Source organism: Streptosporangium sp. NPDC048047, from assembly GCF_040653115.1.
Taxonomy (GTDB): Bacteria; Actinomycetota; Actinomycetes; order Streptosporangiales; family Streptosporangiaceae; genus Streptosporangium.
Genome location: NZ_JBEZNH010000030.1, coordinates 32,195 through 44,655, shown reverse-complemented (window position 1 = coordinate 44,655; position 12,461 = coordinate 32,195). Strand labels below are relative to the sequence as shown.

12 protein-coding genes are annotated in these 12,461 nt (G+C 73.8%); 7 read left to right on the top strand and 5 right to left on the bottom strand.

Annotated features, from left to right (window positions below; all coding sequences use genetic code 11):
• Positions 1-44 precede the first annotated feature (44 nt).
• The 4 genes from AB0D67_RS24010 to xylA all read right to left on the bottom strand — a co-directional run bounded on the left by AB0D67_RS24010 (position 45) and on the right by xylA (position 5,896).
• Positions 45-2,330, bottom strand: coding sequence for a nitrate- and nitrite sensing domain-containing protein (locus tag AB0D67_RS24010; RefSeq protein ID WP_362939769.1), 2,286 nt, complete (start codon positions 2,328-2,330; stop codon positions 45-47).
• Between the two features lie 115 nt (positions 2,331-2,445).
• Positions 2,446-3,132, bottom strand: a complete 687-nt coding sequence (locus AB0D67_RS24005; protein ID WP_362939766.1) for a DUF998 domain-containing protein — start codon at positions 3,130-3,132, stop codon at positions 2,446-2,448.
• Between the two features lie 188 nt (positions 3,133-3,320).
• Positions 3,321-4,736, bottom strand: coding sequence for a xylulokinase (xylB, locus tag AB0D67_RS24000; protein ID WP_362939763.1), 1,416 nt, complete (start codon positions 4,734-4,736; stop codon positions 3,321-3,323).
• Positions 4,733-5,896 carry a xylose isomerase gene (gene xylA, locus AB0D67_RS23995; RefSeq protein ID WP_362939760.1) on the bottom strand — a complete coding sequence of 388 codons (1,164 nt, stop codon included), beginning with the start codon at positions 5,894-5,896 and terminating at the stop codon, positions 4,733-4,735. Before xylA ends, xylB begins: the two co-directional genes overlap by 4 nt.
• A 195-nt stretch (positions 5,897-6,091) precedes the next feature.
• Between xylA and AB0D67_RS23990 the strand changes: the two genes are divergently transcribed.
• Together AB0D67_RS23990 and AB0D67_RS23985 are read left to right on the top strand one after the other, a co-directional pair.
• The gene (locus AB0D67_RS23990; protein ID WP_362939757.1) at positions 6,092-7,270 is read left to right on the top strand and encodes an ROK family transcriptional regulator; all 1,179 of its coding nucleotides are present in this window, start codon (positions 6,092-6,094) and stop codon (positions 7,268-7,270) included.
• Positions 7,271-7,337: 67 nt separating this feature from the next.
• The gene (locus AB0D67_RS23985; protein WP_362939754.1) at positions 7,338-7,847 is read left to right on the top strand and encodes a VOC family protein; all 510 of its coding nucleotides are present in this window, start codon (positions 7,338-7,340) and stop codon (positions 7,845-7,847) included.
• A 148-nt stretch (positions 7,848-7,995) separates the two neighbouring features.
• On the opposite strand, the gene AB0D67_RS23980 is transcribed toward AB0D67_RS23985, so the two are convergent.
• Positions 7,996-8,907: a DMT family transporter gene (locus AB0D67_RS23980; RefSeq protein ID WP_362939751.1), complete on the bottom strand. Its 912-nt coding sequence runs from the start codon at positions 8,905-8,907 to the stop codon at positions 7,996-7,998.
• Between the two features lie 235 nt (positions 8,908-9,142).
• Here AB0D67_RS23980 and AB0D67_RS23975 point away from each other — a divergent pair, with 235 nt between their 5' ends.
• From AB0D67_RS23975 to AB0D67_RS23955, 5 genes are all read left to right on the top strand, one after another.
• Positions 9,143-9,892: a hypothetical protein gene (locus AB0D67_RS23975; protein WP_362939748.1), complete on the top strand. Its 750-nt coding sequence runs from the start codon at positions 9,143-9,145 to the stop codon at positions 9,890-9,892.
• Positions 9,889-10,311: a phage holin family protein gene (locus AB0D67_RS23970; RefSeq protein WP_362939745.1), complete on the top strand. Its 423-nt coding sequence runs from the start codon at positions 9,889-9,891 to the stop codon at positions 10,309-10,311. Before AB0D67_RS23975 ends, AB0D67_RS23970 begins: the two co-directional genes overlap by 4 nt.
• A complete protein-coding gene (locus AB0D67_RS23965; protein WP_362939742.1) occupies positions 10,287-10,961 on the top strand; it encodes a DUF3618 domain-containing protein in 675 nt (224 codons plus the stop codon). Before AB0D67_RS23970 ends, AB0D67_RS23965 begins: the two co-directional genes overlap by 25 nt.
• Before the next feature lie 108 nt (positions 10,962-11,069).
• A complete protein-coding gene (locus tag AB0D67_RS23960; protein ID WP_362939739.1) occupies positions 11,070-12,110 on the top strand; it encodes a YihY/virulence factor BrkB family protein in 1,041 nt (346 codons plus the stop codon).
• A gap of 87 nt (positions 12,111-12,197) precedes the next feature.
• Entirely contained in the window at positions 12,198-12,461 is a 264-nt protein-coding gene (locus AB0D67_RS23955; protein WP_362939736.1) for a DUF2945 domain-containing protein, read from the top strand.

Here is a 12,461-nt window from a genome sequence, read left to right as displayed (position 1 = left end):
CGGTCTCCTGTTCGGTGATCGTCACCACCGTTCCCGGTCCGGCCTCAGTGCTCCTCACCCCCGTCCTCCGCCCGGCCGCGCCGCCAGCCGGCCTGGAGCGAGCTGAGCACCGCCCGCGCCTCCTCCGGCGACCGCTCTCCGGCCTGCCCGGACATGTCCGGTTCATGCGACGGCCGCGGCGGCGGGCTCGCCCGGCGGATCCGGCGGGGCAGGCCGTTCGCCGGCGGCGTCCGCGGCGCGGCCTCCGGCGACGGCACGATCCCGGTCGGCCCGGAGGGTTCCCCGGTCCCGGCGAGCCGTACGGCCCCGGCGAATCCGGCGTTCCCGGACTGCGTCACGCCCGCGGCGGTCCCCGGCCCGGCGGTCCCGGCGGGCCGTACGGTCTCGGCCGGGTCGTCGCCGATCCCGGCCTCGGGGATCTCCCGCGGCGGCTGTCCCTCCGTATGCGGCTCTCCCAGCAGCGACCCGGGGATCAGCACGACGACCCCGGTCCCGCCGTACGGCGAGGGCCGCACCGTCACCTTCGCCCCGTACCGCGCGGCCAGCATGCCGACCACCGCGAAGCCCAGCCGCTCGGTCTCGGCCGGGTCGAACTCCGGCGGGCTGGCCAGCCGCTCGTTGACCGCGGCGCGCTTCTCCGCGGTCATGCCGAGACCCCGGTCCTCGACCTCCACCGTGAAACCCCGGTGGCCGGCGCACTCGCCCCGGATCGACACCTCGCCCCCCGGCGGGGAGAAGGACGTGGCGTTCTCGATGATCTCGGCGAACAGGTGCATCATGTCCGCGACCGCGTCACCGGCCAGGGTGGCGCCGAGCATGGGGTAGATCCGCACCCGGGCGTAGTCCTCGACCTGGGCGGCGGCGCCGCGCAGCATGTCCTCGATCAGGACGGGCGAGCGCCACTTGCGGCCCGCGGCTCCGCCGGAGAGGATCACCAGGCCCTCGGCGTGGCGGCGCATGCGGGTGGTCAGGTGGTCGAGCCGGAACAGGTTCTCCAGCGCCTCGGGGTCCTCGGCCTGCTTCTGCATGCCGTCGAGGAGCTTGAGCTGGCGCTGCAGCAGCGACTGGCTGCGCCGGGCGAGGCTGCGGAAGGACTGCGCGACGGCCTCGCGCAGCCTGGCCTGTTCCACGGCGGCGTCCACGGCGCGGTGCTGGACGCTGTCGAAGGCGGCGGCGACGTCGTGGACCTCGGTGGTGCTGCCCAGCGGCTTCAGCGGGGGTGCCTCGGCGGCCACGTCCACCGGCTCGCCCCGGCGCAGCCTCTCCATGACGCGCGGCAGCCGCACCTCCGCCAGGTCGGCGGCGGCGCGCCGGACCCCGGCGAGCTCACGGGTGAGGTTGCGGCCGATCCGGTAGGAGACCAGCAGCGAGGCGATGACCGCGACGAGGCCGAGCGCGCCGGCGGCCCCGGCCTTGGCGAAGGTCGCGAGGGCCGCCGGCGTCGCCCGGTCGATCAGCCCGCGACCGGCCGCCGACAGCCCCTTCTGGTAGGTGGTCTCCAGGCGGTCGGTGGCGGCCCGCCAGTCGGCCTCGGCGACCACGCCGCCGGACATCAGGCGGCCCTCCATCTCGGTGAGGGCCCTCACCGGCTGCGACGAGGGGACCAGACCGGCGAAGGGGTCGCGCATCCCGGCGTCGAGCTGCGACATGCCCTCCTCCATGAGGAAGGCGCGTTTGGTGGCGAACTGCCCGAACAACCGCAGCTCGGCCGGCGTCAGACCGCGACCCGTGGCCAGCGCGCCCGCGGCGAGCGCCCGCTCGTGGCAGAAGAAGGCCAGCGAGTAGCCGACCGTGTTGACGCCGCGCATCTGCCGGGACAGGGCATGGTCGTCGGCGACGGCCGCGATGTCGATGAACCGGTAGAACGCCTCGGGCACCGGCCCGAACTCCCCGGCGAGCTCGATGGACCCGATCCGGCCGCCGTCCACCTTGGCCCGTACCGCGTCGAGCGCGTCGACCGCGGCCGTCAGGTCGGCGAACCGGGCCCTGGACGTCGTGCCCAGGTCCGCGAAGTCCAGTCCGCGGAGCGCCCCGTCACGCAGCCGGGAGCGTTCCCCGTCGGTGACGGCGCGCTGGGCGGCCAGGGCCGTCCGGGCGTCCTCGGAGCGGACGGCGAGATACTCGGCCGACAGCATGTGCTCGCGCTCCACGGCGTAGCTCAGCTCGTTGGCGGGCGCGATGACGGCGTCGTAGAGGTCGTCGGCCTCCAGCATGCTCATCGAGTCGCCCACGGTGACCGTCGCGGCGAACCCCCAGAGGGCGACGAGCGAGGTCAGCGGGATCGCCAGCAGAGCAGAGATCTTGAACCGGATGGACCTGCTCGATGCCATGTCACCTCAACGGTTCGGTCCCGGAGCGCGAGAACGGGAACCTCCGGACGATCTTCAGATCGCCGACGAGGATAGCATCGGACAGGAGAAATATTCTTGTCCTATTTGTGACCTGTCAGGAAACAGTCATGTTCCCGGACAAGTCCGCTAGAAGCGCCCGGCCGGCGCTCGGCACGCGGGCGGCGGCCGGCGCCCAGGCCAGCCACGCCAGCCGTACGGCGAGCACCCCGAGCAGGGCGACCTCGGTGACCAGCAGCCCCCGCTCGGCCAGGCCGATCAGCACCCTGTCCCCCGGGAGCGCCACGTAGGTGAGGGCCAGCAGCCCGAACCCGCCGGCCAGGGTCAGCCACTCCACCGGCCTGGCCACCGCCCGCCACCGCTCGTCCCGGCCCAGCCCGGGGGCCATCAGCGCGCCCGCCGCGGGCAGCGCGAGGAAGGCGGCGATGGAGATGTAGCGGTGCACCTGGGCGCCGAGGTCCAGCGCCAGGCCCGGGGCGACCGTCGGCACGACCGCGATCACGATCAGCGCCGCGCTCCAGGCCAGCATCAGCCGCCCGGCCGCCGCGCCGATCGGGGCACGGGCCGCCCGCAGTCCCGCCACCAGCGCGAAGGACGCGACGCCCAGGCACGCCATGGCGAACTCGGTGGCCCCGCCGCGGTCGAGCGCGGCGTACTCGCTGATCGTCAGGTTGAGCGGGTCCAGCTGCGGATCCGGGTCGATCTGACCGGCGATCGCGGCCACGACCGCCGCGGCCACACCGGCACAGGCGATCAGGGGGTAGAGCCTCTTCGACGCGAGCATGGACCCAGACTGTCCCGGGGACGCGGTTCCACACATCCGGCGGCACCCCTGATCCGACCCTGAGCGGCCCCCGAGATCCCGCCCCGTGTCGCGGGTCCCGGGGACCGCCCGCCGGACCCCCGTTCAGGCCGTGCCGCGGGCGGTCTCGCGGGCCGGGACCGGCCGTGTCGCGGGTCCCGGGCCGTCGTTCAGGCCGTGTCGCGGCCCCCGGTGTACCGGGCGCGCGCCTCGGCGTAGCGGTCCCTGATCTCCGGCACGGCGTCCGCCTCGAAGCTCAGGGAGCCGGCCCGCTCCCAGACGGGCGGCTCTTCCCCGCCCGCGACCAGCCAGGCGGCCTGCCGCGCCGCGCCGTCGGCGACGTACTCCCCCGCCTCGGGGACGACCACCGGCCGCCCGAAGACCGCCGGGGCGATCCGCCGCACCGCCTCCGACCGCGCCCCGCCGCCGATGAGCAGCACCCTGGACGGCTCCAGCCCGAGGGCGTCGAAGGCGTCGGCCAGGTGGCAGAGCATGCCCTCCACCGCGGCCCGCGCCAGGTGGGCGGGGGTGGAGGTGGCCAGGGTCAGACCGTGCAGCGTCCCGGTGGCCTCGGGCAGGTTCGGCGTCCGCTCCCCCTCCAGGTAGGGAACGCACACCAGGCCGCCCGCCCCGGGCGGGGCCTGCAGCGCCAGCCGGTCGAGGTCGGCGGAGCCGACCCCGAGCATCCGGGCGGCGGCGTCGAGGACCCGGGCCGCGTTGAGCGTGCACACCAGCGGCAGGAACCGTCCGGTGGCGTCGGCGAATCCGGCCACCGCGCCGGTCGGGTCGGCGCTCGGGCCCTCCGCCACCGCGAACGCCGTGCCGGACGTCCCGATCGACACCACCACGTCGCCGGGCCCCGCGCCCACCCCGAGGGCGGCGGCCATGTTGTCGCCGGTGCCGGGGGCCAGCCGTACCGGGCCGGACGTCGTGGACGGACCCGGGGCCCGCAGCTCGCCGGCCTCCTCGCGGGGGCCGAGCACGCGCGGCAGGCCGGGCACCGAGCCGAACGCCGCCTTGAGCAGGTCGGTGCGGTAGGAGCCGGTGGAGGGCGAGAAGTAGCCGGTGCCGGAGGCGTCGCCCCGGTCGGTGACGATCTCGCCGTCCCCGCCGCCCAGCCGCCAGGTCAGCCAGTCGTGCGGCAGGCACACCCGCGCCGTACGGCGGGCCGACTCCGGCTCGTGGGCCGCCAGCCAGCGGAGCTTGGCCACCGTGAACGACGCGACCGGCACGCTGCCGACCGCCTCGGCCCACCGCTCCGGCCCGCCCAGCTCCGCGACCAGGTCGCCCGCGGCGCCGGCCGAGCGGGTGTCGTTCCACAGCAGCGCGTCCCGCACGACCTGCCCGGACTCGTCCAGGCAGACCATGCCGTGCTGCTGGGCGGCGACGCTCACCGCGGCGACGTCGTCGAGCCCGCCGGCCTGGGCGACCGCCTCCGCCAGGGCGGCCCACCAGGCGGCCGGGGCGACCTCGGTGCCGTCGGGATGGGCCGCGCGGCCCTGGCGGACCAGGGCTCCGGTTCCGGCGTCCCTGATGACCACCTTGCAGCTCTGGGTCGAGGAGTCGACCCCGGCCACGAGCGTCATGCCCGGTCGCCCCCGCGGACCCCGAGGAGGTGGTCCATGGCGAGCTGGCTGAGGCGGGAGAAGTGGAAGCCGCGCGCCGCCGCCGCGTCGACGTCGAAGTCGTCGTTCGCCAGGTCGGCCAGGGTCTCGCCGGGGGCCAGCGTGGGCTCGGCCAGCTCGTCGACCCGGCTCGCGGCGAGCGCCTCGGCGACCTCGGGGTCGGCGCGGAACGCCCGGGACTTCTCCTTCAGGATCAGGTACATCCGCATGTTGGAGGCGGCCGACACCCACACGTCCTCGACGTCGTCGGTGCGGACCGGCTTGTAGTCGAAGTGCCGGGGGCCGTCGTAGCCGCCGTTCTCCAGCAGGTCCACCAGGAAGAACGCGTTCTTCACGTCGCCGTGGCCGAAGACCAGGTCCTGGTCGAAGCGGGGGCCGTGCTGGCCGTTGAGGTCGATGTGGAACAGCTTGCCGTGCCACAGGGCCTGCGCGATGCCGTGGGCGAAGTTGAGCCCGGCCATCTCCTCGTGCCCCACCTCGGGGTTGAGGCCGACCCGCTCGGAGTGCTCCAGCTCGTTGATGAACGCCAGGGCGTGGCCGATCGTCGGCAGCAGGATGTCGCCGCGCGGCTCGTTCGGCTTGGGCTCGATGGCGAACCTGATGTCGTAGCCCTGCTCGATCACGTAGGAGGTCAGCAGGTCCATGCCCTCCTTGTAGCGGCTGAGCGCGGCCCGGATGTCCTTGGCAGCGCCGGACTCGGCGCCCTCGCGCCCGCCCCAGCAGACGTAGGTGGTCGCGCCCAGCTCGGCGGCCAGGTCGATGTTGCGCATCACCTTGCGCAGGGCGTACCGGCGGACATCGCGGTCGTTGCTGGTGAACGCGCCGTCCTTGAAGACGGGGTGGGTGAAGAGGTTCGTGGTGGCCATCGGGACCTTCATCCCGGTCTCCGACAGCGCCTTCTTGAAGGCCGCGACCGCCCGGTCGCGGTCGGGCTCGACGGCCAGCAGGTCGTCGTCGTGGAAGGTGACGCCGTACGCGCCGAGCTCCGCCAGGCGGTGGACGCTCTCGACCGGGTCCAGCGCGGGACGGCTGGCGTCTCCGAACTGGTCACGGGCCTGCCAGCCCACGGTCCACAGCCCGAAGGTGAAGCGGTCCTCCGGCCTGGGGGTGTAGTCGCTCATCGCGTCTCCTCCTATTTAATCCACATTATGGACTTAATATGGTCCGGCAGGGTGGGATCGTCAAGAGGTGGGTTCCATGGGTTCCATGACGACGGGTCGCACGACGGATCGCATGACGGGTTCCGCGACGTGCGCGACGGGTCGTACGGCGACGCGGGCCGGGCGGTTTCCGTGACGGGCCCTGTGACGGGCTCCGTGCCGGATTCCGTGACGACGCGGGCCGTACGCCACGACTCGATGCGCGCCCGCAACCTCGCCGTGGTGCTGGGCGAGGTGCGCCGGAGCGGCCCGGTCACCCGGGCGGCGCTCGCCGAGATCACCGGGCTGACCAAGACCACGGTCTCCAAGATGGTCGGGGACCTGCTGGAGGCCGGGATGGTCGCCGAGTCGGCGGCGCCCCGCGACGGCGAGCGCGGCCGGCCCGGCACGGCCGTCTCCCTCAGCGGCGACCGGGTGGCCGCGCTCGGCCTGGAGATCACCGCCGGCCACCTGTCGGCCTGCGTGACGGACCTCACCCTCGCGGTGCGGCTCCGTTGTGCACAGGCTGTGGACAACCGGTCTCGCCCTCCTGTGGAAACCATGGCCCATCTGCAGGAACTTGCCCACAGGGCTGTGGACGAAGCACGTACGGCGGGCCTGTCCGTCGTCGGCTCCACGCTCGCCGTCCCCGGGCCCGTGGACGGCGGGCTGCTGCACACCGCGCCCAACCTCGGGTGGCGCGGCGTCCGGGCCGGCGACCTGCTGGACTTCCCGGTCGCCGTGGAGAACGAGGCCAACCTCGCCGCCCTGGGCGAGCTGTGGTTCGGCGGCGGGCCCGGCGACTTCCTGCACGTGTCGGGGGAGACCGGCATCGGCGCCGGCCTGGTGGTCGGCGGCGAGCTGTTCCGCGGCGCGCACGGCCTGGCCGGAGAGCTGGGTCACGTGGTCGTCTTCCCCGACGGCCCGGACTGCCGCTGCGGAGGGCGAGGCTGCCTGGAACGGTACGCCGGTCAGGAGGCCCTGCTCCGCGCCTCCGGCGCCGCCGGGGTGCCCGAGCTGGCCGACCGGCTCCGGGCCGGCGAGGCGGACGCGCTGCGCGCCTGCGAGCGCGCCGGACGGGCGCTGGGCGTCGCCCTCACCTCGGCGGTCAACCTGATGGACCCCGGGACGGTCGTGCTGGGCGGGATCTTCGCGCCGCTGTTCGAGTGGATCGCCGATCCGGTCCGCGAGGCGATGTCCACCCGGCTGGCCGGGATGCGCCGCTCCGTGCCCGAACTGGCGGTCTCCCGGCTCGGCGGCGACGCCGCGACCCTCGGCGGGGCCGGACGGGTCATCCACCGCGTCCTCGCCGACCCCGCCCCCCACCTCCCCGCCACCCGCCCGCTCGCCCACTGACCCATCGGGCGATCCTCCGCTCCGCGGAGGTAATCTGGTTGAAGGTTCAAGTTCTTAGGAGAGAGCCATGCCCGTCCAGCGGCTCAACCACGCGGTCCTGTACGTGCGCGACGTCGAGCGCAGCGTCGCCTTCTACCGGGAGGCCCTCGGTTTCGAGGTCGTCATGGGAATGCGGGGCGCGGCGTTCCTGCAGGCCGCCGGCTCCGCCAACGACCACGACCTCGGCCTGTTCGAGATCGGCGCCGAGGCCGCCCCCTCGCCCGCCGGCCGTTCCGCCGTCGGGCTGTACCACCTGGCCTGGGAGGTCGACACCCTGGAGGAGCTGGAGCGGATCGCCGCCAAGCTGACGGAGCTGGACGCCCTGGTCGGCGCCTCCGACCACTCCACGACCAAGGCCCTGTACGCCAAGGACCCCGACGGGCTGGAGTTCGAGGTCTCCTGGCTCGTCCCGGCCGCCCTCCTCACCGAGGAGACGCTGCGCGGGCGCAGCCGCATCCGGCCGCTCGACCTCACCGCGGAGAAGGAGCGGTACGGCGCGCGGACCCGGGGCGGCGTCGGGGTCTCGACGCCGGCCTGATGGCTCGGCCCCCGGTCCCGGCCTGTCGCACCGGCTCAGGCCCCGGTCCCGGTCCCGGCCTGTCGCACCGGCTCGGCCCCCGGCTCCGGCCGGGCCCCCTCGCGGTGCGAGCGGTGCATGCGGTGGGGGCGGTGGGACCTGTCCGGCGTCACCGCCCCGGGTCCCGTCTCCGGGAGACGGCCACCCCCGCCAGGCACAGCAGCCCGCCGAGGAGGGACAGCCATCCGGGGATCTCCCCCAGCGCCGCCCAGGCCATCAGGACCACCAGCGCCGGGACGAGGTAGGTCGTGGCGCCCATCCTGCCCGCGGTGGTGCGGGCGAGGGCGTAGGCCCAGGTGGTGAAGGCCACCGCCGTCGGGAAGACGCCGAGGTACACGACGTCCAGGGTCGCCGCCAGCGGGGCCCTGGCGGCCTGCGAAACGAGCTGCCCGGCGAACGGCAGGCACGCCGCCGTCCCGACGAAGCAGCCGAACGCGGTGACCTGGAGCGGTGAGGCGTGGCGCAGCGCGGGTTTCTGCGACAGCACGCCCACCGCGTACGTCACCGCCGCGGCCAGGCAGAGCAGGACGCCCGTCACCGACGCCCGCCCCTCGCCGGACATGGAGGCCCCGACCACGATCGCGCCGGTGAACGACACCGCCATGCCCGCCAGCAGCCGGGGCGGGAGTCCCTCCCCGAGCAGCCGGGCGCCGAGGAGCGCGATGAGCAGCGGGCCGATGTTCACGACCATCGCCGCGGTGCCCGCGTCGACCTCCTGCTCGCCCCAGTTCAGCGCGACCGTGTAGGCGCCGAACCACAGGATCCCCGAGACGAGGACGCCCGGCCAGGCGGCCCGCGGCGGCGGCCCCTCGCGCCGCGCCAGCAGGACGACGCCCAGCACCGCCGAGCCCGCCAGCAACCGTCCCAGGGCGAGCGCCCCCGGGGAGAAGTACGGCGCCGCGCCGCGGATGCCGACGAACGCCGAGGCCCACAGCAGCACGGTGACGCCGGCCGCCGCCATCGCGCGCCGGTCCAGCCGGTCCTGCGTGACTTCCATCCGGATTGGCGCGGTCTGTCTCATATGCGGCACCTTATGGCCCCCGTTCTTCGGGCCGCGCCGAACCGTCGGCCCGCATGGAAGCCCGAAATATGGGAAGGCGAATCCTTTTTGTGGTTTTTCGTGATCGATGATGCCCGATACCGACCGTTCGTGCCGAGGGGCAGGTCGAGAGCCCTTTATCTCCGTTTATGAATGTGTTGAATCGACGAGGGTAGCGGCGGTGTCACGGAAGACGCGCACGACTTTGGAGGCATCGGTGAACGAATTCCCAGCCGGGACGGGGGAGCGCTCCATGCCGAGCGACCAGCCCCACACGACGACCGAACACGCCAAGGCAGCCGTCGGAGAGGTGGCCGGGACCGCCAAGGACCAGACCCGCACGGTCGCCCACGAGACCCGGTACCAGGCGCAGAACGTCGTCGGGCAGCTGCGTGACCGGGTCGGCGAGCAGAGCAGGCACCAGAGCCGGCGCGCAGCCCAGGGCATCCGTCAGTGGGCCGACGACCTCGGCGCCATGACCGAGGCCGCCAAGCCCGACTCCCCGGTGACCAACGCGGTGCACCAGGTCGCCGGGACCGGCCGCCGCGCGGCCGACTACCTGGAGCAGGAGGGCCTGGCCGGGGTGGTCCGGGACGTCCAGAGCTTCGCCCGCCGCCGTCCTGGAGCGTTCCTCATGGGCGCGGTGGCCGCGGGCTTCCTCGTCGGCCGGATGGCCAAGGCGACGGCCGCCTCCCAGAACGACACCTCCGGCACGGCGTACCCCGACGCCCAGGACGGCTACCGCCCGCAGCAGTACGCCCAGCCGTCGCAGCCGTACGGCCGGCCGGCCGGCACGCAGTACCCGTCGGCCCAGCCGTACACCACGGACGGCACCTACACCACCGCCGACCCCTACGGCTCGGCCGAGCCGTACCCGTCGTCCCCCTCGTCGGCCCAGACGCGGCCGACGACGCAGTACCCGTCCGAGACCCCTCCCTCGACCCCCTGGGACGGTGAGCCACGGTGAGCTCGCCCGCCTACGAACCGGCCTCACCGGCCTACGAACCGGCCGAGCCGTCGCTGGGACAGCTCGTCGGCGAGGTCGGCGAGGACCTCTCCAAGCTCTTCCGTCAGGAGGTGGAGCTGGCCAAGGCCGAGATCCGCCAGGAGGCGGCCAAGGCCGGCAAGGCCGGCGGAATGCTCGGCGGCGCCGGGGTGGCGGGCCTGTTGGCCGCCCTCTTCGTGTCGCTGACGGTCATGTTCGGCCTGGGCGCCGTCATGCCCCTGGGCTGGGCCGCCCTGATCGTCGCGGTCGTGTGGGCCGTGGTCGGCGGAGTGCTGTACACCAACGGGCGCAAGCGGATGAGCGAGGTCTCCCCCAAGCCCGAGCAGACGGTCGAGACGCTCAAGGAGGATGCGCGATGGGCGCGGAACCTGACGAAATAAGAAGAGAGATCGCCGCCACCAGGGCGGAGCTGGCCGCCGACGTGAATCGGCTGGCCGACCGGACGAGCCCGTCGCGGATCATTCAACGGAGGACCGATCGCATGCGTGAGAAGCTCTACTCGGTGCGCGAGCGGGTGATGGGCACCCCGACCCACGCCGCTCACCAGGCTCGCTACCAGGCCGGGCACACCGTCCACGGTGTCCGCGAGACCGCCGCCGACGCCGCCGACACCGTCCGCGAGACCGCCGCCGGCGCCGCCGACACCGTCAGGCACGGCGCGCAGCAGGCCACCGAGATGGTCCGCGAGGCGCCGGAGCAGGCGATGCGCGGCACCCAGGGCAACCCGCTGGCCGCCGGTCTGATCGCCTTCGGCGCCGGGCTGCTCGCCGCGGCCCTCATCCCGGCGACCGAGGCCGAGCAGCGGGCGGCCCAGCAGGTCAAGGAGCAGGCCGGCGACATGATCGAGCCGGTCAAGGAGGCGGTGCGCGAGTCGGCCCAGCAGCTGGGCGAGGAGGCCAAGCAGGCCGCCCAGGAGGCCGTCGGCCAGGTCAGGGACACCGCCGGTGAGGCGGCCAGGGCCACCGGCGACCACGCCCGCGAGCAGGCCCACCAGGTGACCGACACGGCTCGCTCCTCCCACGGGGTCTGACGGGCGCCCGGGAGGACGCCTCATGAGTGAACGCCGTCGCCGCCGCCCTCCCCGGCAGGGGAGGGCGGCGGCGGGCAATCGTAAGCTGCGTCAAGAGAACGGTGCGCGATGATCCAGCACGACACCCCACGCCACGACGACCGGAACGCGGCCCGCGACCCGAGCGCCGCGGACGGGCCGGCTCCCGAGAGCCCGTCCGAGCTTCCCAAGCGGTCGTGGTGGGGCGTGCTCAAGCGCACCGTCAAGGAGTTCCAGCAGGACAACCTCACCGACTGGGCCGCCGGGCTCACCTACTACGCGGTGCTGTCGATCTTCCCGGCGCTGCTGGCCGTGGTGTCCGTGCTAGGGCTGTTCGGCCAGAACACCACCAAGGCGCTCACCGACAACCTGAGCGTCATCGCGCCCGGTCCCGCCCGGCAGACCATCGACGCCGTGCTCCAGGCGCTCCAGGGCAACCAGGGCGCCGCCGGGATCACCACGATCCTGGGCATCGCCGTCGCCCTCTGGTCCGCCTCCGGATACGTGGGGGCGTTCATCCGGGCGGCCAACGTCATGTACGAGATGCCCGAGGGCAGGCCCGTCTGGAAGACCCTCCCGCTGCGGCTGGGCATCACCGCGGTCCTGGTGCTCCTGATGGCGGCCGGCTCGGTCTCCGTCGTGTTCACCGGGTCGCTCGCCCAGCAGACGGGGAGGCTCCTGGGCATCGGCGAGACCGCCCTGACCGTCTGGAGCATCGTCAAGTGGCCGGTCCTGGTGCTCGTCGTGGCGCTGGTCCTGGCCCTGCTGTACTGGGCGGCCCCCAACGTCTCCCACCCCGGTTTCCGCTGGATCACCCCCGGCAGCCTGCTGGCCGTCGTGCTGTGGATCGTCGCGTCCGCGGCGTTCGCGTTCTACGTTGCCAACTTCGGCTCCTACAGCAAGACCTACGCCGCCCTGGCCGGGGTCATCGTCTTCCTGATCTGGCTGTGGATCACGAACATCGCCGTGCTGCTCGGCGTGGAGTTCGACGCCGAACTCGCCCGCGAGCGCGCCATCGAGGCGGGCGTCCCGGCCGACGCCGAGCCGTACGTCGAGCCCCGCGACACCCGCAAGTTCGACGAGGAGGAGCGCGCGGAGGTCCGCAGGTTCGAGAAGCAGGAACGCGACTGACCCGGCGCGCCCCGGCCGGTGGGAAGGTATGGCGGCCCGTGCCGGTCCGTTGACCGTCCGGTCCGCCGGAAGGGGTACGGGTTCCGTATGCGCGAGGAGCACAGCGAGGAACACGGCTCGGGACAGGGCGAGGAACACGGCGCGGACGAGTTGTCCGTCGGTGACGAGGTCACCTGGAACAGCCACGGCTCCACCGTTTCGGGGAAGGTGGAGAAGAAGATCACCGAGAGGACGGAGGCCGCCGGGCGCGTCGTCGACGCCTCACCCGACGAGCCGCAGTACCTGGTCCGCAGCGACGAGAGCGGCAGGAGCGCCGTGCACCGGCCGTCGGCGCTGCGGAGGAGGGGCTGA